Annotated in this window: 23 protein-coding genes and 7 tRNA genes; 18 read left to right on the top strand and 12 right to left on the bottom strand. The window is 44.2% G+C overall.

The window, feature by feature from the left end; translation table 11 throughout:
• Positions 1–22: 22 nt before the first annotated feature.
• Entirely contained in the window at positions 23–1009 is a 987-nt protein-coding gene (locus PL85_RS04840; RefSeq protein ID WP_026029039.1) for an OmpA family protein, read from the top strand.
• A gap of 104 nt (positions 1010–1113) precedes the next feature.
• On the opposite strand, the gene PL85_RS04835 is transcribed toward PL85_RS04840, so the two are convergent.
• The 3 genes from PL85_RS04835 to PL85_RS04825 form a co-directional block, all read right to left on the bottom strand.
• Positions 1114–1620 carry a Fe3+-citrate ABC transporter substrate-binding protein gene (locus PL85_RS04835; RefSeq protein ID WP_026027396.1) on the bottom strand — a complete coding sequence of 169 codons (507 nt, stop codon included), beginning with the start codon at positions 1618–1620 and terminating at the stop codon, positions 1114–1116.
• A 165-nt stretch (positions 1621–1785) separates the two neighbouring features.
• A tRNA-Arg gene (locus PL85_RS04830) sits at positions 1786–1862 on the bottom strand.
• 54 nt (positions 1863–1916) lie between these two features.
• Positions 1917–3050, bottom strand: a complete 1134-nt coding sequence (locus PL85_RS04825; protein ID WP_115339223.1) for a flagellar assembly protein FlgT — start codon at positions 3048–3050, stop codon at positions 1917–1919.
• Positions 3051–3211: 161 nt separating this feature from the next.
• Here PL85_RS04825 and PL85_RS04820 point away from each other — a divergent pair, with 161 nt between their 5' ends.
• Both PL85_RS04820 and flgP read left to right on the top strand, forming a co-directional pair.
• A complete protein-coding gene (locus tag PL85_RS04820) occupies positions 3212–3847 on the top strand; it encodes a FlgO family outer membrane protein (RefSeq protein ID WP_013856244.1) in 636 nt (211 codons plus the stop codon).
• A gap of 9 nt (positions 3848–3856) precedes the next feature.
• Positions 3857–4288, top strand: a complete 432-nt coding sequence (gene flgP, locus PL85_RS04815; RefSeq protein ID WP_017043110.1) for a flagellar assembly lipoprotein FlgP — start codon at positions 3857–3859, stop codon at positions 4286–4288.
• A 97-nt stretch (positions 4289–4385) separates the two neighbouring features.
• Here the strand turns inward: flgP and PL85_RS04810 are convergent, their stop codons facing one another.
• The 3 genes from PL85_RS04810 to flgA all read right to left on the bottom strand — a co-directional run bounded on the left by PL85_RS04810 (position 4386) and on the right by flgA (position 6038).
• Complete coding sequence (locus PL85_RS04810; protein WP_017043109.1) at positions 4386–4811, bottom strand: flagella synthesis protein FlgN; 426 nt, start codon at positions 4809–4811, stop codon at positions 4386–4388.
• A gap of 31 nt (positions 4812–4842) precedes the next feature.
• Entirely contained in the window at positions 4843–5163 is a 321-nt protein-coding gene (gene flgM / locus PL85_RS04805) for a flagellar biosynthesis anti-sigma factor FlgM (RefSeq protein ID WP_013856247.1), read from the bottom strand.
• Between the two features lie 128 nt (positions 5164–5291).
• Positions 5292–6038 carry a flagellar basal body P-ring formation chaperone FlgA gene (gene flgA / locus PL85_RS04800; RefSeq protein ID WP_013856248.1) on the bottom strand — a complete coding sequence of 249 codons (747 nt, stop codon included), beginning with the start codon at positions 6036–6038 and terminating at the stop codon, positions 5292–5294.
• 77 nt (positions 6039–6115) lie between these two features.
• Between flgA and PL85_RS04795 the strand changes: the two genes are divergently transcribed.
• The 15 genes from PL85_RS04795 (at position 6116) to PL85_RS04725 (ending at position 22063) form a co-directional block, all read left to right on the top strand.
• Positions 6116–7042 (top strand): chemotaxis protein CheV, encoded by a 927-nt coding sequence (locus PL85_RS04795; RefSeq protein ID WP_013856249.1) that lies wholly within the window; start codon positions 6116–6118, stop codon positions 7040–7042.
• 10 nt (positions 7043–7052) lie between these two features.
• Positions 7053–7880 (top strand): protein-glutamate O-methyltransferase, encoded by an 828-nt coding sequence (locus PL85_RS04790; protein ID WP_013856250.1) that lies wholly within the window; start codon positions 7053–7055, stop codon positions 7878–7880.
• A gap of 266 nt (positions 7881–8146) precedes the next feature.
• Positions 8147–8542, top strand: a complete 396-nt coding sequence (gene flgB, locus PL85_RS04785) for a flagellar basal body rod protein FlgB (RefSeq protein ID WP_013856251.1) — start codon at positions 8147–8149, stop codon at positions 8540–8542.
• A 4-nt stretch (positions 8543–8546) separates the two neighbouring features.
• Entirely contained in the window at positions 8547–8963 is a 417-nt protein-coding gene (flgC, locus tag PL85_RS04780) for a flagellar basal body rod protein FlgC (protein WP_010319383.1), read from the top strand.
• A 16-nt stretch (positions 8964–8979) separates the two neighbouring features.
• Positions 8980–9687, top strand: a complete 708-nt coding sequence (gene flgD / locus PL85_RS04775; RefSeq protein ID WP_013856252.1) for a flagellar hook assembly protein FlgD — start codon at positions 8980–8982, stop codon at positions 9685–9687.
• Between the two features lie 43 nt (positions 9688–9730).
• Positions 9731–11035, top strand: a complete 1305-nt coding sequence (gene flgE / locus PL85_RS04770; RefSeq protein ID WP_064625793.1) for a flagellar hook protein FlgE — start codon at positions 9731–9733, stop codon at positions 11033–11035.
• Positions 11036–11232: 197 nt separating this feature from the next.
• The gene (gene flgF, locus PL85_RS04765) at positions 11233–11982 is read left to right on the top strand and encodes a flagellar basal-body rod protein FlgF (protein WP_026027903.1); all 750 of its coding nucleotides are present in this window, start codon (positions 11233–11235) and stop codon (positions 11980–11982) included.
• Between the two features lie 21 nt (positions 11983–12003).
• On the top strand, positions 12004–12792 hold the full coding sequence (flgG, locus tag PL85_RS04760; RefSeq protein ID WP_010319379.1) for a flagellar basal-body rod protein FlgG: 789 nt from the start codon (positions 12004–12006) through the stop codon (positions 12790–12792).
• A gap of 23 nt (positions 12793–12815) precedes the next feature.
• Positions 12816–13595: a flagellar basal body L-ring protein FlgH gene (gene flgH / locus PL85_RS04755; RefSeq protein WP_013856255.1), complete on the top strand. Its 780-nt coding sequence runs from the start codon at positions 12816–12818 to the stop codon at positions 13593–13595.
• A gap of 47 nt (positions 13596–13642) precedes the next feature.
• Positions 13643–14734, top strand: a complete 1092-nt coding sequence (locus tag PL85_RS04750; protein ID WP_013856256.1) for a flagellar basal body P-ring protein FlgI — start codon at positions 13643–13645, stop codon at positions 14732–14734.
• Positions 14735–14743: 9 nt separating this feature from the next.
• Entirely contained in the window at positions 14744–15667 is a 924-nt protein-coding gene (gene flgJ / locus PL85_RS04745; protein ID WP_115339222.1) for a flagellar assembly peptidoglycan hydrolase FlgJ, read from the top strand.
• 142 nt (positions 15668–15809) lie between these two features.
• Positions 15810–17684: a flagellar hook-associated protein FlgK gene (gene flgK / locus PL85_RS04740; RefSeq protein ID WP_115339221.1), complete on the top strand. Its 1875-nt coding sequence runs from the start codon at positions 15810–15812 to the stop codon at positions 17682–17684.
• A gap of 10 nt (positions 17685–17694) precedes the next feature.
• Positions 17695–18888, top strand: a complete 1194-nt coding sequence (gene flgL / locus PL85_RS04735; protein ID WP_013856259.1) for a flagellar hook-associated protein FlgL — start codon at positions 17695–17697, stop codon at positions 18886–18888.
• 395 nt (positions 18889–19283) lie between these two features.
• A complete protein-coding gene (locus tag PL85_RS04730; RefSeq protein WP_017045944.1) occupies positions 19284–20423 on the top strand; it encodes a flagellin in 1140 nt (379 codons plus the stop codon).
• Between the two features lie 506 nt (positions 20424–20929).
• Positions 20930–22063 (top strand): flagellin, encoded by a 1134-nt coding sequence (locus PL85_RS04725; protein ID WP_026029038.1) that lies wholly within the window; start codon positions 20930–20932, stop codon positions 22061–22063.
• A gap of 172 nt (positions 22064–22235) precedes the next feature.
• On the opposite strand, the gene PL85_RS04720 is transcribed toward PL85_RS04725, so the two are convergent.
• The 6 genes from PL85_RS04720 to PL85_RS04695 form a co-directional block, all read right to left on the bottom strand.
• Positions 22236–22320 (bottom strand) — tRNA-Leu (locus tag PL85_RS04720).
• A gap of 52 nt (positions 22321–22372) precedes the next feature.
• Positions 22373–22449: transfer RNA gene (locus PL85_RS04715), tRNA-Met, on the bottom strand.
• Between the two features lie 11 nt (positions 22450–22460).
• Positions 22461–22545: transfer RNA gene (locus PL85_RS04710), tRNA-Leu, on the bottom strand.
• A gap of 80 nt (positions 22546–22625) precedes the next feature.
• Positions 22626–22700 (bottom strand) — tRNA-Gln (locus PL85_RS04705).
• 25 nt (positions 22701–22725) lie between these two features.
• Positions 22726–22810: transfer RNA gene (locus PL85_RS04700), tRNA-Leu, on the bottom strand.
• Positions 22811–22891: 81 nt separating this feature from the next.
• Positions 22892–22966, bottom strand: a tRNA-Gln gene (locus PL85_RS04695).
• Between the last annotated feature and the right edge of the window lie 34 nt (positions 22967–23000).

The following is a 23000-nucleotide window of genomic DNA, read 5'->3' as shown; positions in this document are numbered from 1 at the left end:
GATAAATAGGAAAGGAAAAAGTATGAAAAAGTTAGCAGCAGCAGTTTCAATGGCGCTTGTTTTTGCATCTTCTGCCGCAATGGCTGAAGTATATGTAGGTGCTAAAGTTGGTAAATCTTGGCTTGATGACGCTTGTCGTGCTGGAGATGTGTGTGAAGATGAATCTTCTACCGTCGGTGCTTACCTTGGTTACCAAGCGTTTAATTGGCTTTCATTAGAGGCCGGTTACGATTACTTGGGCAAATTTAGTGGTGCGGGGCTGAATGATGAAAAAGTAACGGCCATTACACTCGCACCGAAAGTCAGCCTTCCTTTGACTGATGCCATTGCCTTATATGCTAAAGTCGGCGGTGCTTATGTTGACTATGGCAATAAAGATGATTACTCATATTTAGGTGCCGCTGGTATTGAGTTCAACACCGATAATAACGTCACTTTACGTTTGGAATATCAAAGCCTCACCGATATTAATAACGATCTTGTCCGAGCGGCAGGTAACTCGGCTACCTTAGGTGTTTCGTATAAATTTGGTGGAAGTAAAGCAGAACCTGCGCCAGTCATCGTGCAAGAGGTGTTTGTTGAAGAAGTTGCACAGCCAGTGGTTGAGCCTGTCGTTATTCCCCAAGAACCTGAAACGGTTGTTAAGCATGTGCCATTTCAACGTTTGGACAGCAGTAGCTTTGCCCATAACAGCACTAAGCTAACAGCAGAGAGTACTAACCAGCTCGATAAACTAGTGAAATATTTGCAAGCTTACCCACAAGCCGATGCTGAAATTATTGGTCATACTGACTCAACTGGCGCTGCGGCTTACAACCAGAAACTATCAGAAAAACGCGCACAAGTTGTTGCTGATGTTGTGATTGCTAAAGGTGTGGATGCGAACCGTCTTACCGTAAAAGGTGAAGGGGAAAATAGCCCAATCGCATCGAACGATACAGTCGAAGGTCGAAAGCAAAACCGTCGTGTTGATATCGTTATTCCAAGCTTTGATTATGAAGTTAAATAATAACGCTTAAGTATTAGAAAATAGAGAAAGCCCGTGAAAAACGCGGGCTTTCTTCTTGTAAAACAATGGATTTTAGCCTCTAACCGCTCCGGTATCACGCCATGTTATTTCAAATCAATACTATTCAATCGGCCCATGTAGATAAGAATATCCAAGTCTTCTTTATAAGCCTCTAATAGCGCCTTCTTCGTTTTGGTATAAGCGGCAAGCTTGCCATGCTTGTTGATCGAACAAACGACGCTTTGAAATATACAGTTACCTTTTTCATCATAGTGTCTCCAAGCCGCGATATAACAAGGATCCCGAGCTTCCGGGTTATCGAGCGTTGGTCTGGGTTTGTATATGATTTTAGGTTCTAAACTGTGTGGTAGGCGAGTCATCAAGTAGGGATCTTTGAGCAGACGACGCCAATGTTTGCCCCACATCTCTGAACCTAATTCATTACGCAGCTTTATCGCCTTTTTAAGCCCCTTTTTCTCACCAATACGTATGTAGCCGACAGAACGGTGCAGCACCGTATCGTCCGGCGTATGGATATGAATTTTATAGGCGGTCTTTGCTTTAGAGATAAAGCGGTGACCAGTATTCGTGATTAGATTACTCTTTTTCATGATCTTATCTATCGATAAATCTGTTAATACTAATTCTAGATTATTTGACATAGAACTTACAGTAATCACTGTATATGAATAGTAGTGGCTCAAATCAATATTAGGTCAATTTTTCGTCAGAAAAAAAAGCCTCAATACCGGTTGGGTGTTGAGGCTTTATCAAAATGGCGCTCCCGACAGGAGTCGAACCTGTGGCCTGCCCCTTAGGAGGGGGCCGCTCTATCCTACTGAGCTACGGGAGCAAGGAGGGCTAGTTTACTCAATAATTTTGTGAAGTTAACCAGTTAAAACGAAAATTAAAGCTGTTTGTGCATAACATCGCCAATTTGTATGCTAGAGGCGAGATTTTCTTGATTAACACTCAGCTCTGCTTCGTTTTCATAGACGCGAGTAACCGTAAGGGTAATATCACTTTGAGTCACTTTATTTCGTGGTAGCCCTTTCTGATCAATGAATGAACCTGTATGCCACAACTGCAATTGGTCACCGGTTTTAACGCCATGCACACGTCCTAAATCTATCGTGATGGTATTACCATATTTAGCCACAACCTCGGGGAGAGTTATTTTACATGAAAGCTCCGATTCAAGATCGAGCATGATATTTCGGCTGACACGCAGCATCATGCTGCCAAAGGTTGAAGCCCAAAAACGTGCACTGCGCGTATCTATCTGACTGGTTTTGGCGAAGGGCCATTTAGCGACTTCTCTATAATGCCTAGTCATGACTTCTTGGCCTGTTTTGCCATCAAACACTTGGATTTGCATAGCAAATTGACGGTTAATCACATCATCGGCGAGTAATTTTTGCTCTATCGTGGCAGTTAAATCGGTGATGGTTCCCCCCAAAATGTACTGTGCCCCCGTGTCCTCTGCAATCATGGTTAAGCGTTCTGGGTGCTGTTTTTCAATTGCATAATCTGTGGTGCCAACCGACACAAAACTGCGAGATTCTTGATCGAGTTGGCGGTTGAGTACCTGTGCAAAATCATCTCCCACACTGTAAATTTGCCCCATAACCGCCTGTTGTGGCGATGCAAGATCAATGTTACCCACTAAAAACGTTTTCTTATATTGGCTAACGTGGCAACCTGTTGCCGAAGGATAAATATCAATTCGAGCTTTAACATACATCACTCCCCGACGTGTTTTATTCTCTTCGACTAACACATAGCGTACTTCATGGTTAGTAAACTGGTACTCTTTACGGTCTGATTCCAGCAGTGGTCGCAAGTTACTGATACTACCGATGTCTGCCCCGGCAAAGTTTACCGCCTTATAGATGGCATCTTCCAATGCATTGAGGCGAGCGACTTCCTCTGAGGAAACAATGGCTGACGATCCGGTCACTTCATACCAAGCAGCATTAACGGCCTGAGAAAAGGTAATGGTGCAACATATTGAAAATAAAACAGAAATAATTTTTTTCATTGTTATTTACCAGTTGGGTATAAATTTTGCTTTTAAAATCTTAGCTGATGTAGGCAGTGCGTTTTGAAAGTGTAACAAGTTTTGAAAAGCAAAGAGTGTTCCAAGTTTTTTAATCTGAAGTTTGGAATCAAGATTGCCTCAGTATATCTGGAGATAAGAGAATGAAAAAATGGCTTTCGATAGTGCCAGCAGTTTTGTTAACTGCTTGTGCCTACGCCCCGATTTATAACGGTAAAGAGCCATACAATGGTTCACAGTTTATGCTAATGGAGAGCCCACGTCACACGTTGGACTTCTTTGTTGAAAGCATGACAGAAGATTTGATGGTGTCCAATACTAGTGTTTCTGCTCGCACTCCTATTGCTGTAACATCGTTTGTGGACCTGCAAAGTATGGACGCGACTAACTGGTTGGGTAACTCGGTTTCTGAAGGATTTATCCATCAGTTTCAGCGTCGAGGATTTAAAGTGGTTGATTTCAAAACCACAGGCTCGATTCAGGTAACGCAGCAAGGTGATTTTGCTTTCAGTCGTGACTGGAAAGACCTCGCTCAAGAGCAAGAAATCCAATACATTCTGACAGGGACAATGCTTCGTCAAGAAGGCGGTGTATTAGTCAATGCTCGTGTTGTGGGAATGCAGTCTCGTGTTGTGGTTGCTACCGCACAAGGCTTCTTGCCTGCCGATCGTATTGGTCGTGATCTTGATACGCTCAACAGTATCCGTACACAAGATGGTGTGTTAATTCGCTCTGACCCTACGATTAAGCAGCCGTATACTGTTATCTTGCGTCCATAGGAGAAACCAATGAAAAAATGGCTATTACTTCTAGTGACTATCATGATGGTGGGTTGCCAGCCATTACAAACCATGCGCGCTGATGAATGGTTGACGGCGGTAGGTTATGCCAATATCAGTGAGCAAACTGGGCGTAGTGTGGATGAAAAGCAAGTCCGTGCAATGCGTGCCTCTAAAATCGATGCTTATCGCGAACTGGCAGAGCAAGTCTATGGAATGCGAGTGAGTGGTCGTGCTGAACTACAAGATCAGCGATTGGGCACAGAGCTGACGTCGGGAGCGGTTGATGGTGTTATCCGCGGAGCAGAAGTGGTCCGCAGTTATAAGGTGGGTGACAGTTATGTTACTGAGTTACGTCTCGATATCCGTAAGATGGATAAACTGCGTGACTACGGAGAAGTTCAGCAAGTACCAGAAAAACGTCAACAAACACTCTTCTAAATCTTCCTTTTCTCCAGATCGAAAAAGCGGCAAAGTTTGCCGCTTTTCTGTTGAATTCGTTTCAGCTTAAAAGTTTAGTAACTCAGCTGCATGTTGATTACGCTTTAATATTGGTCCCTAAAGTGGACACAGTGTGGGTTTGCCCACCAGCGTTATACGTCATACCAATTTTTCCGTGGCTTTGCTGCATCAAATTATTGAGTTTATTAAAACTGAGTTGTGCACGTTGTAGCGCTTCACCATTAACAAGGTTTGCTTGCTGGCAATCGTGAACAATGGAACGAATCTGATCAACGATTTGCGACAGGAGTACATCTTCCGTCAGGCTCACGACATGAGGATGTTTCGCAATTCGGAGATCAGTTTGTTGAAGTTGTCCAACTAAGGTCATCTTTTGTTTGGCAATAGCTTCGATTTCACTTGATGAACGGCTCGTAATTGCTAACTTTTCTTGTTCAAGTAGCGAAGAGAGTTCTAGTGCATTTTTCAATTGGAAATCGACTAAGTCTTTTAATACAGCCATTGTATGTTGCCTTAATTAGTCAAAAGTAGGGCTAGTTAAAACCACCCAACTCTTTTTCAAATTTAATCATATTATCAGCCAACTTTTCTGGGTCGACTCTATATGAGCCATTGGCTATCGCATCTTTAATTGCAGCGACTTTGGCACTATCAAAACTTGGCTGAGATACCATTTGGTTGTGCATTTCACCAATGGCCTTACCTTGGGTACTAAGTGATACCGCATCTTGATTTTGAGGTGAACGAGTGACCGAGCCGGATGTCGATGGAGATGCATTCGATTCAGTACGAGCATTACTACGATTTGTCGTCGTTAATGTTTGCCCCGAACGTATGTTATCAATACCTGCCATATGTGAGCCTTATTAATAATAATGGAAACCTGTACAGTCAATATCGACGGTGCTTGTGATTACTTTAGCTTTTTTTTCTGTTTCACTTTCTTAACAACGTAAACACATTTAGAAGTGTAATGAAAGCGTTAAAATTGAACCGTGACTTCGCCAATACCGGTTACTTGTGCATCTATTATACGGTTTGATTTATCATTTTTCACTTTTATCTGCTCACCAAAAATACCATCACTTAAAGCGGTTCCTTTGGTTGTGATGATCATTCCCTGCTTGACTGCTTGAATCATAACGTTTTCATTACGACATACGACGCATATATCATCTTGCTCAACGACATCGCCAATACGCATGTTTTTTTTCACTTTAGCTCCGACGATACGATTTATATCGGAAAAACCTTGTCGTCTAAAGCGGTGTAAGTCTACCATTGTAATCAAGACATCTTGCTGCGTAATTTGCTGCCCACGAGAAATGGGTACGGCAACGGTGACAAGTGGCAGTGAAATGGTCAGTCTTACAGGAACATAAATTTTCCAGTTATCTTCAATGCATTCAACCAGAACTGTGATATTACTTGCAGAACCATTACTGGATGAGGAAGAGGTCGATAACGGTGTGGGGCAGTCGGTGGCATAAATTCGGTCATCAACATTTGCCGCTTTTACGTTTAACTCCCCGCTGGGAGGCCACTCAATAGTTTCTAAAACATGTTGTTCCGCAGCTTGTTGAATGGCTTCAACTTGCGGCAAAGTGGCAGAATGAAGAGAAAAATTAAAGAAAAACAATAAAAAGCCGATAGAGAGATAAAAATTTCTATAGAAAGCTCTACACTTAGTTATGGAAAGTAGATGTAAACATATTTTTGTATGCATCATTCTGTTTCTCTGGTTTCTTCATAGCCTGTAGTAGACTACCACTTTTTTGCATAAAAGTTTGAGATGGAGATGAGCTTATGACGGGTATTCTTGATTCTGTGAATCAGCGTACGCAACTCGTTGGTCAAAACCGATTAGAACTCTTAACGTTTCGTCTAATGGGACGGCAACGTTATGGTATCAACGTATTTAAAGTTAAAGAGGTGCTCCAGTGCCCTAAGTTAACTTTGATGCCCAATTTACATCGCCTAGTCAAAGGTGTTGCTCATATTCGTGGTCAAACCGTTTCTGTCATTGATTTGAGTTTGGCCGTGGGTGGACGTCCCACCGCGGACCTTGATAAGTGTTTTGTGGTCATTGCTGAATTCAACCGATCTATCCAAGCTTTCTTGGTCAGCTCGGTGGATCGAATTGTAAACATGCACTGGGAAGCCATTCTTCCTCCACCAGATGGCTCAGGCAAAGATAACTACTTAACCGCAGTCACCAATATTGATAACGAATTGGTAGAAATTCTCGATGTAGAGAAAATTTTGGCAGAGATTTCTCCGGTTAATGAGACAATGGATTCATCGATTGGTGAATCGATCGCCCAAGTAGAAACAGAAAAAGAGATCATCCGTCGAATTTTAATTGCCGATGACTCAACCGTTGCGCGTAAACAGGTTCAAAGAGCAGTAGAATCGATAGGTTTTGAAGTCGTTGCTGTTAAAGATGGTAAAGAGGCGTATGAAAAATTGATCGAAATGGCAGCAGAAGGGCCAATTTACAATCAAATATCTTTAGTGATCTCTGATATTGAAATGCCTGAAATGGACGGCTATACATTAACAGCAGAGATACGTAGGAATTCAGATTTGAAAGATCTATACGTTATTCTTCACTCTTCACTGAGCGGCGTTTTTAACCAAGCCATGGTTGAGCGAGTGGGTGCAAACTCATTCATTGCTAAATTCAACCCTGATGAGCTTGGGAATGCGGTGAAAGCTGCACTAGTTAACTAAAGAGAAATTAATGACTGCTATAACTATAAGCGATCAAGAATATCGCGATTTCAGCCGTTTTTTGGAATCTCAGTGCGGGATTGTACTTGGAGATAGCAAACAGTACTTAGTGAGAAGTCGCTTAAGTCCACTGGTTGCTAAATTCAAGTTAACCTCTCTTTCTGACTTGTTACGTGATGTGGTTACGGGGCGAAACCGTGAGCTACGAGTTGCAGCGGTCGATGCCATGACCACCAACGAAACACTGTGGTTCCGTGATGCTTACCCATTCACCGTTTTAGCGGAACGTCTATTACCCGAGGTCGCTGCAAATAAACGCCCTATAAAAATTTGGTCAGCGGCAAGCTCTTCAGGTCAAGAGCCTTACTCAATGGCGATGACGGTGCTCGAAACTCAACAGCGCAAGCCGGGTATGTTACCGAGCGTAGCCATCACCGCGACGGATATTTCTGCCAGCATGCTGGATATGTGTAAAGCGGGGATTTATGACAATTTAGCACTTGGCAGAGGGTTATCGCCGGAGCGTCGCAAAATCTTTTTTGAGGATGCTGGTGATGGCCGAATGAAAATCAAAGATAACGTTAAGCGTTTAGTTAACTTCCGTCCTCAGAACTTAATGGAGAGCTATGCCTTATTGGGTAAATTCGATATTATTTTCTGTCGTAACGTTTTGATTTATTTCTCACCTGATATGAAGTCGAAAGTATTAAATCAAATGGCTAGTAGCTTAAATCCCGGTGGCTACTTATTGCTCGGCGCATCGGAGTCACTGACAGGATTGACCGATAAGTTTGAAATGGTTCGTTGTAACCCTGGCATCATTTATAAACTCAAATAGCCACATTCTTACGTTGAGTTACTTGCTTACTTTTAGTTACTTGCCCAGCTTTTGCTGGGCTTTTTCTTTCCCTTAATTTCGTTTTGATTGGTGAGATTTACTGAAGTTGTGGGCGACAAGTGGATAAAGCGGCGTATATTTTGCTTACATTTCGACGGATTCTTATTTAGATAAAATTGTTGTAAACACGGTTCGTTTTTTTAAGTTGGTACGTTAATTGCTTTTAATATGAGTAGTAACAGTCAGTTTTTAGTGTAGAGGCAAACATGGCTATTTCTTTTGACAACGCATTAGGTATTCACCAACACACGGTTGGTGTACGTGAGCGCAATGCTGAGGTGATTTCCACCAATATTGCACAGGCGAACACACCGGGCTTTAAAGCAAAAGGAATGGACTTTCAAAAAGCATTGCAGGCGGCAAGTTCAGGGGCAAGCATTGGTCTTAGCCGTACGGATGGTCGGCATATATCTGCCTCCACGAAAGTAACTGGCGAGAGTCTCTATCGAATTCCGACTCAACCTGATACGGGTGATGGCAACACGGTTGACGTAGATTTAGAGCGTAACTTGTTTATGCAAAACCAGATCAGACACCAAGCCTCACTGGACTTCTTAGGCAGTAAATTCAAGAACTTAACGAAAGCAATCAAAGGGGAATAAGTAGATGAGCTTATTTAATGTGTTCAATGTGACTGGTTCTGCAATGAGTGCTGAATCTGTTCGTCTAAATACGACCTCAAGTAACTTAGCCAATGCAGATAGTGTGAGTAGTTCGGCGAAAGATACTTACAAAGCGCGTCACGCGGTGTTTGGTGCAGAGTTAAGTAAAGCGCGTTATAACCGTGATCATAATGTACCTGTAAAAGTATTAGGTATTGTTGAAAGCGATAAACCGCTTAACGCAGAATATAACCCAGATCACCCACTTGCTAACGATGAAGGCTATATTTACAAGCCTAATGTCAATGTGATGGAAGAGATGGCTAACATGATTTCGGCTTCTCGTTCGTATCAAACGAACGTGCAGGTGGCTGATGCAAGTAAACAAATGCTGCTGCGCACGCTGCAGATGGGTCAATAGGATAAGGAGGTAGCGTATGGCCGGAATAAATAACATTGGTCAAAGCGGCTTGTCTTATATTGACCAGCTGAAAAGTCTTCAAGACCAAAAGAAAACAGAAGAGACAACGGGGAAGCAAGATCTTAAACAAGAAGACTTCCTATCGTTACTCACCAAACAACTGGCTCAGCAAGATCCTTTTAAACCGGTCAGTAATGACCAGATGATCGCCCAAATGGCGTCATTTGCCACAGTTGATGGTATCGGCAAAATGAACACTCAGTTTGAGAGTCTCAACTCGTCGATGACATCTAACCAAGCTCTACAGGCTTCATCACTGGTTGGCCGTGATGTGTTAGTACCGGGAGCGGCAGGGATCAAAAAAGAGGGTGCTGGGATGGCTGCGATGGTCAAACTTCCTCAAAGTTTAGAGAACTTGTTTGTCCGAATAGAGAATGAAGCTGGACAATTGGTTCGTACCTTTGATGTCGGGGCTAAATCAGCCGGTGATAATCGCGTTGAATGGGACGGTAACGATCAAAACGGTAATCCATTGCCGGGCGGCAAATACCAAGTGAAAGCTTCGGGTTTGCTCGATGGAGAAAGCAAGGAGTTTGCGGTATCGACTTACGCAAACGTCAATAGCGTTCTGCTGGGTAAAGGTGATGGTAACGTACTGCTCAATCTGGCTGGATTTACATCGCCAGTTAAACTTGCTGAAGTACTAGAAGTTGGCAAAGCGTAACTCTTTATAGAGTAGATATGCTAGCTAGATAGGAGATTTTGGAATGTCGTATATATCATTAAGCGGTTTATCCGCAGCTCAGTTAGATCTGAACACCACCAGTAACAACATTGCTAACGCGAATACCTTTGGTTTTAAAGAGTCGCGTGCTGAGTTTGGTGATGTTTACTCAACCTCATTGTTTACCAACTCCAAAACGACTCCTGGTCAAGGTGTTCAGGCGAACAAAGTGGCACAACAATTCCACGAAGGTTCCAGTATTTATACTAATAACCCGATGGACTTGCGCGTTGCGGGAACGGGGTTCTTTGCTGTTGCGAAAGATAAGCTGACGCCTCAACAAAATGAGTTGACCAGAAATGGTGCTTTCCACCTCGATAAAAATGATTACATGGTAACGTCAAATGACGAGTTTTTACTTGGCTATGATGTTAACCCTGATACTGGTGATGTTCTTTCGTATGAGCCAAAACCTATCAATATTCCTGCTCAGTTTGGTAAACCTAAACAGACAGCCAATGTTGAACTTGGCGCGAACTTGCCAGCTAATGGTAAGTTAAAAGACCCAACCTTGTTTGATATTACTGATCCTGAGACGTACAACCGTACCACCTCATCTACGATCTACGATTCGATGGGGCAGCCTTATAAGTTGACATCCTATTACCTCAAAGATCAGACGCAAGCTAACACATGGCAAACCTATTACACCGTGACGGATAAAACTGGTGAGAAACCGATCAATGTCGTTGGTGGTGATGCCACTACGCCGACGGGTCATATTGGGCATACCATGAAGTTTAATAATGATGGTACGCTAGCCAGCATGAATAATGGTCAGCAAATTGTAACCGAGTCTTTAGGTTTGGGGGCAAACCCAGTTGAACTCAACGGTGCGGATGCTAACCAAACATTGTCGTTCAGTCTCGATTCGGCTACGCAATTTGCCGCTCCATTTGAGTTGACTAAATTTGTACAAGATGGCGCAACCACGGGCTTTTTGACTAAGATCGATTTCGATGAAAATGGCAGTGTGCTAGCCACTTACTCAAATGGTCAAAATACCATTCTAGGACGTGTGGGGCTTGTCCGCGTAGCCAATGAACAAGGCTTAGATAAAAAAGGCGGTACGCAGTGGGATTCGACTCAATTCTCCGGTGATAAAATTTGGGGTGAATCAAACAAAGGCTCATTTGGTACCATCAGCAATGGTGTTATTGAACAATCCAACATTGATATGACTCAAGAGCTGGTGGATCTTATCTCTGCTCAGCGTAACTTCCAAGCGAACTCGCGTGCGCTTGAAGTTCACAATCAGCTACAACAAAACATACTGCAGATCCGTTAATTCCTTTAACGTCATCAATGGCAATACCAAGTTAGCGGCAATGTTAGCTTGGTATTGTTGCCATCTGTTCGCGGCAATCTTCGTTATATCCTCCCTATTTTTTGTGTAATCACATTTAACCTATTGATTTTTAGTTTAAATATAAGTTGGCACGTCAATTGCTTTTAATGATCGAACGATGATTATTGGAGCAGATTATGGATCGCGCACTGTTTCTCGCCATGAGTGGCGCAAAGCAAAACATGCAAGCCATGCAATTAAGAGCGAACAATTTAGCAAACGTCAGTACCACGGGGTTCCGTGCTGATTTGGCGCAAGCTCGCTCAATGCAAGCTTATGGCGAAGGGTTACCGAGCCGCGTGTTTAGCATGACAGAACGTCCGGGACATAATTTTGCGCAAGGCAGTGTCATTACCACAGGGCGCGATCTCGATATCACCATTCAAGGTGACGGTTGGATTTCCATGATGGATAAAACCGGCAAAGAGGGGTTAACCCGCAGTGGCAACCTTAGTATTGACCAAAATGGCATGCTCATAAATGGTAGCGGCCATCTAGTGCTAGATGGAACGGGTGCGCCAATCACTCTACCTATTCCATTGAGTAAAGTAGAAATCGGTAATGACGGTACTATTTCCGTTCGTCCGCAAGGCGCTCCAGCCGATGCGATGGAAGTGGTAGGCCGAATTAAACTGGTTCGACCCAATAATCAATCCCTATACAAAGATACGAATGGTTTATTTCGTGCTAAAGATCCTAATGCAGCATTCGAAGCAGATGCTAGCGTAAAGCTATTAAAAGGTGCGCTGGAAGGCAGTAATGTCAATGCGGTGGGTGAGATGACTAGCTTGATTGAGCTACAACGTCAATTTGAAATGCAAGTCAAAATGATGAGCACCGCAGAAGAGATGGACAAATCGTCCGACTCATTACTTCGTATGAGCTGATAAGCGTTAAAGGAGATTACTATGCAACCTGCATTATGGGTAAGTAAAACCGGGCTTGATGCCCAACAAACCAATATTGCCACTATCTCAAACAACCTAGCGAACGCCTCGACTATTGGTTTTAAAAAGGGTCGTGCGGTATTTGAAGATCTGTTTTATCAAAATATTAATCAACCGGGCGGTCAATCTTCGCAAAATACCAAACTGCCAAGCGGTTTGATGCTTGGTGCGGGTTCTAAAGTCGTGGCAACACAAAAAGTGCATACCCACGGCAACGTACAAACCACGACCAATAGCCTCGATATGATGATTGAAGGTGACGGCTTTTTCCAAATCCTGATGCCAGATGGCAATATCGCTTATAGCCGAAATGGTCAATTTACCCTCAACGACGAAGGGGCGATTGTGACGTCCGGTGCTGGATATAATTTAGAGCCGGAAATTGTTATTCCACCGGATGCAATCTCTATTACTGTCGGTAATGATGGTGAAGTGTCAGTTAGGCTTCGTGGCCAGCAAAATAACCAAGTGGTTGGACAAATTACCACGGTTGATTTTATCAACCCAGGCGGTCTAGAGCCGATTGGTCAAAACTTGTATCTACCGACCGGTGCTAGTGGTGATCCACAAGAAGGGGTGCCAGGGCTTGACGGCCTCGGTGATGTTCGTCAATCCATGCTTGAAACCTCTAACGTGAACGTCACAGAAGAGTTGGTCAACATGATTGAAGCGCAACGCGTTTACGAAATGAACTCAAAAGTCATCTCAGCAGTCGATAAGATGATGAGTTTTGTGAACCAACAACTCTAATCATTAACTAAGAGAATGCTGCGATGAAACGTCTATTGAGTCTTGTATTTGTTACTGCTTTGTCTGGTTGCTCGTTAATGCCGCCACCGGTCGATACTCCTGAAGTGGTTCAAGGTACAACCGTGGTGGACGCGGTTGAAGGGGATAAGTCTGCAGAAGAAGGTTCTGGTTTACTGGACTCAATGCGTAAGCGTTCCGATCCCGTAGCCGGTGATCCTGCTTGGGCTCCCATTCATCCAAAACAGAAACCGGAACATTATGCCGCGGAAACTGGTTCACTGTTTAATTTGGCACAAATGAACAGTCTTTATGATGATTCAAAACCGCGTGGCATTGGCGATATTATTACCGTCAATCTTGATGAAAGTACTAAAGCGGCCAAGAGTGCTGATGCGGATCTATCCAAATCCAATGATGCGTCTATGGATCCACTCGCTGTCGGCGGTAAAGATCTCACTGTGGGTGATTACAATTTCTCTTATGCGTTGAAAAATGACAACAAGTTCAATGGCAGTTCTGCAGCCAACCAAAGTAACAGTATTTCTGGTTCGATCACGGTTGAAGTGATTGAAGTACTGGCCAACGGCAACTTAGTCATCCGTGGTGAAAAATGGCTCACACTGAACACTGGCGATGAATACATTCGCTTAAGCGGTACCATTCGTCCCGATGATATCGACTTTGACAACACCATTGCTTCTACTCGTATTTCTAATGCACGCATCCAATATTCAGGTACAGGCACCAATCAAGATATGCAAGAACCTGGATTCTTGGCACGATTCTTTAATGTCTCTCTGTAACGCCGGAGTTCTGGCGTAAAGAAACGTAGAAATTAAGGTACTAGACCATGAAAAAATTCACCCTGCTTGTTTTAAGTCTGTTGCTCATCGCAACCCATGCACAAGCGGCCCGTATCAAAGATGTCTCTCAAGTTGCGGGCGTGCGGAGTAACCAATTAGTGGGTTATGGTCTAGTCACTGGGCTACCGGGAACGGGTGAATCGACACCGTTCACCGACCAAAGTTTTAACGCCATGTTGCAAAATTTCGGCATTCAATTGCCGCCGGGCACTAAACCGAAAACAAAGAACGTTGCCGCCGTGATTGTCACGGCCGAATTGCCGGCGTTTTCCAAGCAAGGTCAAAGTGTCGATGTCACCGTTTCTTCTATCGGCTCTGCTAAAAGTTTACGTGGCGGCACTCTAATGCAAACCTTCCTTAAGGGGTTAGATGGTCAAATTTACGCTGTGGCCCAAGGTAATTTAGTGGTCAGTGGTTTTAGTGCCACCGGTGCTGATGGTTCTAAAATTGTCGGCAATAACCCAACGGTTGGCCTGATTTCAGGCGGCGCTATGGTGGAACGCGAAGTGCCAACACCTTTTAGCCGTGGCGATTTTATTACCTTCAATTTGCTTGAATCTGACTTCACCACGGCGCAACGTATGGCAGATGCAGTGAATAACTTCCTAGGCCCAGAGATGGCGACCGCGGTTGATGCAACGTCAGTACGTATCCGTGCACCACGAGATGTTGGGCAGCGCGTCGCGTTTCTTTCTGCAATCGAAAATGTTGAGTTTGATCCAGCGGATGGCTCAGCCAAAATTATCGTTAATTCACGAACGGGAACCATTGTTGTCGGCCAGCATGTGCGCTTAAAACCTGCTGCGGTGACACACGGTGGTATGACTGTTGCCATTAAAGAGAATTTGAATGTCAGTCAGCCCAATGCGTTAGCGGGTGGTCAGACAGCTGTGGTGCCTAATAGCCAAATAGAAGTGTCTGAAGCACAAGGTAAAATGTTTAAATTTGAACCGGGTTTGACCTTGGATGATTTAGTGCGCGCGGTCAACGAAGTGGGCGCAGCCCCTTCAGATTTGATGGCGATTCTGCAAGCATTGAAACAAGCTGGCGCGATTGAAGGCCAACTGATCATTATCTAGGAGAGGAAGATGATTAATAATCCCAATGATATTGGCTTTATTCATGATATTGCTAGCTTAGATAAGCTACGTCAGCAAGCAAAAACCGGTGATAAAGAAGGCGAGTCAGCGGCGCTCAAGGCCGCAGCCAAACAGTTTGAAGCGATTTTTACCTCAATGTTGTTCAAATCGATGCGCGACGCCAATGCCGATTTTAAATCTGAGATGTTCAACAGCCAAAACGAAGATTTCTATCGACAAATGCTTGATGAACAAATGTCGAGCGAGCTCAGTGCCTCCGGTTCTTTAGGGCTTGCCGATATGATTGTGGCGCAGCTCAGTCAGGCTAACGGCACCTCGAAAAACGATCCATCAATAACCGACCCGACGCAAGATGGTTTCCAAGAAGCCATGCGCCGTATCGAACGCAGTAACAACCGCCGCCTCTCAACGCAAGAAACGATCGAACCTAGCAAGGTCGAATCGAGTCGATTTGATTCGCCGCAAGCGTTTGTAGTTTCAATGAAACCTTATGCTGAAAAAGCAGCGCGGGCATTAGGTGTTGACTCTTCACTGCTACTTGCTCAAGCGGCATTAGAAACCGGATGGGGACAAAAAGTTGTTCAAAATGCTCGTGGTAGCAGTAATAACTTATTCAACATCAAAGCGGATAAAAGTTGGTTAGGTGAGAAAGTGGCGACGCAAACTCTTGAATATCATGATAATACACCCGTGATGGAAAAAGCTGCGTTCCGTTCTTATGGAAATTATCAAGACAGTTTTAATGACTATGTTCGTTTTCTCAATGACAATCCGCGCTACACCGTGGCGCTGAACCATAATGGCAGCGATGAGTCTTTCATTCGTGGCCTGCACGCTGCTGGTTACGCGACGGACCCATACTATGCTGAAAAAGTGCTGAGAGTAAAATCTCAAATTGAAGCAATGGAATAACCCCTCTAAAGCCAGCCTTGCTGGCTTTTATCTTTCCTTTATTTTGTCTAATCTCTTCTTTGAAATTCCTTTGGCATACATATTGCAATTACTAACTTAGATATTCAGTAACCACTGATTTGATTAGGTTTTCGGGGGCAGTATGGCGTCGGATCTTCTGAATCTAGGTACCCAAAGTGTACTTACCGCTCAGAGACAACTCAGCACCACAGGTCATAACATTTCTAATGTTAATACAGAAGGTTACAGCCGTCAGTCTGTGATCCAAGGGACCAATACGCCTCGCCAATACGGTGGTGAAACCTACGGTATGGGCGTACATGTGGAAAAAGTTCGCCGCTCATGGGATCAATTTGCCGTTAATGAATTAAACCTATCTACCACCAGCTTTTCCTTTAAGCGTGACGACGAAGAAAATTTAGACATGCTCTCAAAGTTATTGTCGTCAGTGGCCTCGAAAAAAATCCCTGAAAACTTAAACGAATGGTTTGATGCGATCAAAACCCTCGCCGACAGCCCGAATGATGTAGGTGCGCGTAAAGTTGTACTTGAGAAAGCGGATCTGATCACTCAAAACATGAATGATTTTCACGAGAACATTCGCCGCCAATCTGATGCGACCAACAAAGGGCTAGATGTTGCCGTTGAGCGTATTAACCAATTGGCGCTTGAGCTGCGAGATTTACAACGCTTAATGATGCGTACTCCTGGTCCTCACAATGACTTAATGGACCAGCATGAAAAATTGGTGGCTGAGTTGTCTGAATACACCAAGGTCACCGTGACGCCACGTAAAAATGCTGAAGGGTTTAACATCCATATCGGGAGCGGGCACACGCTCGTCTCAGGTACAGAAGCCAGCCAAATGAAGATGGTTGATGGTTATCCTGATGTGAGTCAGCGCCGCTTGGCCATGATTGAAGGCAAAGGGATCAAGACCATTACCACTGAGGATATTGGTGGTAAGTTAAGTGCGCTGTTTACCATGCGAGATAAGCACATTCCTTACCTAATGGATGAACTTGGCCGCATGGCAACATCTTTCTCTTATGAAGTTAACAAGTTGCAATCACAAGGCTTGGACTTACGTGGCAATGTGGGAAGAGCGTTGTTTACGGATGTGAACTCTGAAGTCAATGCCCGCTCGCGAGCGATCATCGCTGGCAATTCAAAAGCCGATATGGCGGTCTATATCGAAGATACTTCAGCGTTGAAAAGTGGTGAATACTCCCTACAGTACAACGGCAGCAATTATACCGTATTAAAGCCAACGGGCGAGCGGGTTAACGTTCCGGTCGTTGGCAGCAGTTTATTTTTAGATGGAATGCGAGTTGATATTCGCAACGCCCCTCAAGCCGGGGAGCGCATATTGCTGCGTCCAACGCGTAATGGTGCCGCTATTATGAAAATGGCGACCAACGATCCGACAGCCATTGCCGCACAAAGTTATGAAGCCTCCACTACTTTTGCCCAAGGGCAGGCAAAATTTAATATTTTATCGGCAGGTGGGCTGCGTGAATTTGAAGTGGTGATCTCACCAACGGGCGATCAATTTGCGGTCACGGATACCAAAGGCAACGTGCTGCTAGAACCACAGGCCTACCCACCATCGAATTCGATTACTGTGCTTGGTACAACGTTCGAGTTGACAGCAGGTGCGCTACCCAATGATAAATTTACGGCAAACCTTGTCCCCTCAGAAGGTGACAACGGCAATTTGCGTAAGATGCAGCACATTCAAACAGAGAAAAAACTCAATGGCGGTGAAACGACCGTGCTCGGGGTTTATCACGATCTCAATACTGATTTTGGTTTGCAACTGGCCACCGCGTCACGCTTAAGTGACGTGGCCAGGCTTGAAAAAGAGTCAGCGCAGGAGCGCATTGCGTCCATTTCCGGAGTCAACCTTGATGAGGAAGCTGCGAACATGATGAAATTCCAACAAGCTTATATGGCTTCCTCACGCATCATGCAGGTGGCTAATGATACTTTCAACACGATTTTGCAGCTGAGATAGGAGGCGATAAATGTTAACCAGAATATCGAGCTTCCATAACTATCAATCGGTGCAAAACGATATGCGCCGTCAAGAATCAAAGATCCATCATAACCAAGCGCAGCTAGCGTCGGGTAAGAAGTTGCTTTCGGCCAGTGATAGTCCATTAGCCACTCATTACATCCAAAAAGTAGGGCAGCAAGAAGAGCAATTACGCCAATATCTTGATGCAATAGTGCTGGTTCGAAACCGCTTAGAACATCAAGAAGTAATCATTGCCAATGCGGAAAGCTCGACCGATGAGGCAAAGCGTACTGTCATGGAAATGATTAACGGCTCATTCTCTCCAGAAGATAGAGAAGCGAAAGCGCGTGAGCTGCAAGAGATGTTTAACAACTTAATTGAACTAGCAAATACGCAAGATGAGTCCGGTAACTACATGTTTGCCGGCACCAAGCCGAAGAATCAGCCATTTTTTAGAGATAATGCCAGTAACGTGACTTATTCCGGCGATGATTATCAGCGCAAAATGCGCATCTCCAACAGCTTAGAGATCCCGTTCAATAATCCGGGTAATAAAGTGTTTATGGAGATTGATAACCCGTTTGGTAACTACGAACCAAACTATCAATTAAACGAAGGTTCAGAGTTACTGCTCGAGCGTGCAACCAATTTAGACTCGAATGATACATCACGCTATACCGTGACGTTTGTTGATATGGCTAACGGCAAATATGGTTACCAATTAGAGAAAGATGGCAGCGTGGTACAGGCCGATGAGTTTGATCCACAAAAAGGCATTCGATATCAAGATCTGACGGTGCACGTAAAAGGGCAAATCTCGAAAGGTGATGTGTTAAGCCTAGAGCCGCGTTCAACCTTTACCTTATTTGATAGCTATAAAGACGCGATTGAGCTCTCGCAAGGCTCCGTATCGGATGCGTCGACGACAGCGAAACTGCACCAAATTACGGAAGAGTTTCATGCCGCCTTTATTCATCTCAATAAAGTGCGTACTGATGTCGGTGCACGCTTGAGCACTTTAGATATTCAACAAGAACAGCATGAAGATTTCAAAATTAGTTTAGCGAAATCAAAAAGTAACTTTGAAGATCTCGATTACGCGGAAGCGGTGATTGAATTTAATGAGAATTCACGTGCGTTGCAGGCTTCACAACTGGCTTTTGGTAAAACGAAAGATTTGACCCTTTTCAACTATATCTAATCTTCAATGCCTTATGTGCTAAGCCATATGCGCGAAGAGTGGAATGTGTTGAAAAATTGGCCTGGAAATTGCTCATCTATTATCGAGAGATAAAGAGGCAATAGAGCGGCAAACGAAAGTGGCAACTCTGTTGCTAACGAGAAAAAACTGGATGCTCACTCACAAAGATAGAATGATTGAATTTATTCTAAGTGATTAAAAAACAAAGAATATTAATTTTAATATCAGATGTTTTAAAAGTTGGCATACTAATTGAATTGTCTATATCAGAGTTGATACAACAAGTTTTCAAATCGGCAAATAGCGGATTTAGCAAGTTCACGGTCAGTGCTTCCAAATGAGAGTAAAGCTGGCCGCTTCGCAAAAAGCTTGCGAACTCACTAGGAGAGCAAACTATGACCATTACAGTAAATACTAACGTCTCAGCAATGACTGCTCAGCGTTACCTTAATAAAGCGACGGGTGAATTAAATACCTCGATGGAACGTTTATCATCAGGTAATAAAATCAACAGCGCTAAAGATGATGCGGCAGGCTTACAAATTTCAAACCGCTTAACCGCTCAGTCTCGTGGCCTAGATGTGGCAATGCGTAATGCCAACGACGGTATTTCGATTGCTCAGACCGCGGAAGGGGCAATGAATGAGTCGACCAGTATCTTGCAACGTATGCGTGATCTTGCTCTTCAATCAGCAAACGGCACCAACTCGGCGTCAGAGCGACAAGCTTTGGATGAAGAGTCGACCGCATTGCAAGATGAGTTAAACCGTATTGCAGAAACGACCTCATTCGGTGGACGTAAACTGCTCAACGGTTCGTTTGGTGAAGCATCATTCCAGATTGGTGCGAGCTCAGGTGAGGCGATCATTATGGGGCTTACCAGCATACGTGCTGATGACTTCCGTATGGGCGGCCAATCGTTCCTTGCAGAGCAAGGAAAGGACAAGGATTGGGGAGTGCCAGCGGGCGCGCGTGATTTGAAATTTGAATTCACCACCCAGGCAGGTGAGCTTGTTACTCTCGATGTGTTAGCCAAAGATGGCGATGATATTGAAGAGCTAGCGACTTACATTAATGGTCAAACCGACAAGCTTAAAGCATCGGTGGATCAAGACGGTAAACTGCAAATTTTTGCCGCAGAACCGAATTTACAAGGTGACCTTGCCATCTCTGGTGGTTTGGCAACCGAACTTGGCCTAAACGGTGGACCGGGCGTTAAGACGACGGTTCAAGATATTGATATCACCTCAGTTGGTGGTTCTCAAAATGCAGTGGGCGTTCTGGATGCTGCGTTGAGATATGTGGATTCACAACGGGCAGAGCTCGGTGCGAAGCAAAACCGTTTAAGCCATAGCATCAACAACTTGGCCAATATCCAAGAGAATGTTGAAGCATCCAACAGTCGAATTAAAGATACAGATTTTGCGAAAGAAACCACGCAAATGACGAAAGCACAGATTCTGCAACAAGCGGGTACCTCCATTCTCGCTCAAGCAAAACAGTTGCCAAATTCTGCAATGTCACTATTGCAGTAATGTTAGGACCCTTCATCCAACAGCTCAGACGTGGGTTAGGTGAAGGAATCCTTGGCAAAGTATGATTATGGCCGAATATAAAGCTCTCTCAAGATGTACCCTGCTTTATAGTCATAGATAATCATGCGCCCCGGTCAGTCGGTAATGTGTTCATTTCTCTGATCTCCACATTGGCTCTGGCTACCAACTAGCCCCGGTTCTCTCAAAGGAAAAGGGGCTTTTCTTTATCTATAACTTCTTGCTCTCATCAATGCTCCTCAATCGTCTGTGGAGCCGACCAATCACGTCAAATCTTTAATGCTATTTTTGTATTTCAGCCAGTTTTGCAGCGTTTATCCCACTTTTAATCGATATTGGTTATTTTTTACGAAATCGTCGTTTTCCCGTTAAAGGATTCCTAACCGCAGTCGCTAATAATAGTACTTTGAGAGAACTACTTGGTTTTCCGAGACGTCGGAAACCGTTTGTCTATGACGCTAAGTCGGAAAATCAATAGGAGAACCACTATGGCGGTTAATGTAAACACTAACGTTTCAGCTATGACAGCACAACGCTACCTAAACAGTGCTAGCAATGCGCAACAGTTATCAATGGAACGTTTATCATCAGGCTTCAAAATTAATAACGCAAAAGATGACGCAGCAGGTTTGCAAATCTCTAACCGTTTGAACGTTCAAAGCAGAGGCTTAGATGTTGCCGTGCGCAACGCAAATGATGGCATTTCAATTGCGCAGACAGCTGAAGGTGCAATGAACGAAACTACCAACATTTTGCAACGTATGCGTGACTTATCTCTACAATCGTCAAATGGTTCGAACTCGAAAGCCGACCGCGTAGCGATTCAAGAAGAGATCACCGCGCTGAATGACGAACTCAACCGTATTGCTGAAACTACATCGTTTGGTGGCAATAAGTTGCTCAATGGTACTTTTGAGACGAAATCATTCCAAATCGGTGCGGATAACGGTGAAGCGGTCATGCTAAGCCTAAATAATATGCGCAGCGACAACGCAATGATGGGCGGTAAGAGTTACCAAGCGGCAAATGGACAAGATAAAGATTGGACCGTTAAAGCGGGTGCTAATGACCTTACCATTACGTTGACTGACAAACGTACTGGCGAGCAAACCATCAACCTAAGTGCAAAAGATGGCGATGACATCGAAGAGTTGGCCACTTACATCAATGGTCAAACCGACATGTTAAAAGCTTCTGTTGACGATGAAGGCAAACTGCAAATCTTTACTGATAGCAACCGTATTGATGGCGTAGCAACCTTTGGTGGCAGCTTAGCGGGTGAACTGAGTTTCCAAGCGGCAAAAGATGTGACAGTCGATACCATTGATGTCACCTCTGTAGGTGGTTCGCAAGAATCAGTTGCCATTGTTGATGCGGCACTGCAATTTGTAGACAGCCATCGTGCTCAACTGGGTGCATTCCAAAACCGTTTCAACCATGCGATTAACAACTTAGATAACATCAACGAAAACGTAAATGCTTCTAAGAGCCGAATCAAAGACACTGATTTTGCGAAAGAAACCACTGCCTTGACTAAATCGCAGATCCTTTCTCAAGCATCAAGCTCAGTGTTGGCACAAGCTAAACAAGCGCCTAATGCTGCTCTTGGTTTGCTTGGTTAAGTCGTTAACTTTTAAATTAAAAATCCAGCTTCGGCTGGATTTTTTTATGCCTCACTTTTCACGTGATCAAAGAATGGATCGGAAAAATGAATCAACGGTTAAAACGGGAGGAAAGGATATATTGTTATGAGGCTAATAAAACAAAACCCAGCCTAAGCTGGGTTTGAATTGATGGTGCGGAAGGAGAGACTTGAACTCTCACACCTTGCGGCGCCAGAACCTAAATCTGGTGCGTCTACCAATTTCGCCACTTCCGCAACTTGTACTGTAGATAGATTGAACATTGGTTATTCAAACTATCGTTGTAAATGGTGGCTACGACGGGATTCGAACCTGTGACCCCATCATTATGAGTGATGTGCTCTAACCAACTGAGCTACGTAGCCATCTTAAATCATGGTGCGGAAAGAGAGACTTGAACTCTCACACCTTGCGGCGCCAGAACCTAAATCTGGTGCGTCTACCAATTTCGCCATTTCCGCAGCGTATTCTTTAAATAAACCGAATGTTATTGATTCAGCTTATCTTTTTACGGTCAGCTTATCGCTAACCCTACAAATAATGGCAGGGCTACCTGGATTCGAACCAGGGGATGGCGGCATCAAAAGCCGCTGCCTTACCGCTTGGCGATAGCCCTACAAGATGATTGCTCATCTAAATAATGGTGCGGAAGGAGAGACTTGAACTCTCACACCTTACGGCGCCAGAACCTAAATCTGGTGCGTCTACCAATTTCGCCACTTCCGCAACTTATGCTGTAGATAAAATGAGGATTGGTTACTCAATTTATCGTTGTTATGGGTAGCTTATCGCTAGCCATATGAAATATGGCAGGGCTACCTGGATTCGAACCAGGGAATGGCGGCATCAAAAGCCGCTGCCTTACCGCTTGGCGATAGCCCTACAAGATGATTGCCCATCTAAATAATGGTGCGGA

It is taken from the genome of Vibrio anguillarum, assembly GCF_001989995.2.
Taxonomy (GTDB): Bacteria; Pseudomonadota; Gammaproteobacteria; order Enterobacterales; family Vibrionaceae; genus Vibrio; species Vibrio anguillarum.
The sequence above is the reverse complement of the archived record's forward strand: the minus strand, read 5'-3'. Positions and strand labels throughout refer to the sequence as shown.

Bases quoted from the DNA above. Each gene is read 5' to 3' on its own strand.
- PL85_RS04840 (WP_026029039.1), top strand. From the start codon at position 23: ATGAAAAAGTTAGCAGCAGCAGTTTCAATGGCGCTTGTTTTTGCATCT.
- PL85_RS04835 (WP_026027396.1), bottom strand. From the start codon at position 1,620: ATGAAAAAGAGTAATCTAATCACGAATACTGGTCACCGCTTTATCTCT.
- PL85_RS04825 (WP_115339223.1), bottom strand. From the start codon at position 3,050: ATGAAAAAAATTATTTCTGTTTTATTTTCAATATGTTGCACCATTACC.
- PL85_RS04820 (WP_013856244.1), top strand. From the start codon at position 3,212: ATGAAAAAATGGCTTTCGATAGTGCCAGCAGTTTTGTTAACTGCTTGT.
- flgP (WP_017043110.1), top strand. From the start codon at position 3,857: ATGAAAAAATGGCTATTACTTCTAGTGACTATCATGATGGTGGGTTGC.
- PL85_RS04810 (WP_017043109.1), bottom strand. From the start codon at position 4,811: ATGGCTGTATTAAAAGACTTAGTCGATTTCCAATTGAAAAATGCACTA.
- flgM (WP_013856247.1), bottom strand. From the start codon at position 5,163: ATGGCAGGTATTGATAACATACGTTCGGGGCAAACATTAACGACGACA.
- flgA (WP_013856248.1), bottom strand. From the start codon at position 6,038: ATGATGCATACAAAAATATGTTTACATCTACTTTCCATAACTAAGTGT.
- PL85_RS04795 (WP_013856249.1), top strand. From the start codon at position 6,116: ATGACGGGTATTCTTGATTCTGTGAATCAGCGTACGCAACTCGTTGGT.
- PL85_RS04790 (WP_013856250.1), top strand. From the start codon at position 7,053: ATGACTGCTATAACTATAAGCGATCAAGAATATCGCGATTTCAGCCGT.
- flgB (WP_013856251.1), top strand. From the start codon at position 8,147: ATGGCTATTTCTTTTGACAACGCATTAGGTATTCACCAACACACGGTT.
- flgC (WP_010319383.1), top strand. From the start codon at position 8,547: ATGAGCTTATTTAATGTGTTCAATGTGACTGGTTCTGCAATGAGTGCT.
- flgD (WP_013856252.1), top strand. From the start codon at position 8,980: ATGGCCGGAATAAATAACATTGGTCAAAGCGGCTTGTCTTATATTGAC.
- flgE (WP_064625793.1), top strand. From the start codon at position 9,731: ATGTCGTATATATCATTAAGCGGTTTATCCGCAGCTCAGTTAGATCTG.
- flgF (WP_026027903.1), top strand. From the start codon at position 11,233: ATGGATCGCGCACTGTTTCTCGCCATGAGTGGCGCAAAGCAAAACATG.
- flgG (WP_010319379.1), top strand. From the start codon at position 12,004: ATGCAACCTGCATTATGGGTAAGTAAAACCGGGCTTGATGCCCAACAA.
- flgH (WP_013856255.1), top strand. From the start codon at position 12,816: ATGAAACGTCTATTGAGTCTTGTATTTGTTACTGCTTTGTCTGGTTGC.
- PL85_RS04750 (WP_013856256.1), top strand. From the start codon at position 13,643: ATGAAAAAATTCACCCTGCTTGTTTTAAGTCTGTTGCTCATCGCAACC.
- flgJ (WP_115339222.1), top strand. From the start codon at position 14,744: ATGATTAATAATCCCAATGATATTGGCTTTATTCATGATATTGCTAGC.
- flgK (WP_115339221.1), top strand. From the start codon at position 15,810: ATGGCGTCGGATCTTCTGAATCTAGGTACCCAAAGTGTACTTACCGCT.
- flgL (WP_013856259.1), top strand. From the start codon at position 17,695: ATGTTAACCAGAATATCGAGCTTCCATAACTATCAATCGGTGCAAAAC.
- PL85_RS04730 (WP_017045944.1), top strand. From the start codon at position 19,284: ATGACCATTACAGTAAATACTAACGTCTCAGCAATGACTGCTCAGCGT.
- PL85_RS04725 (WP_026029038.1), top strand. From the start codon at position 20,930: ATGGCGGTTAATGTAAACACTAACGTTTCAGCTATGACAGCACAACGC.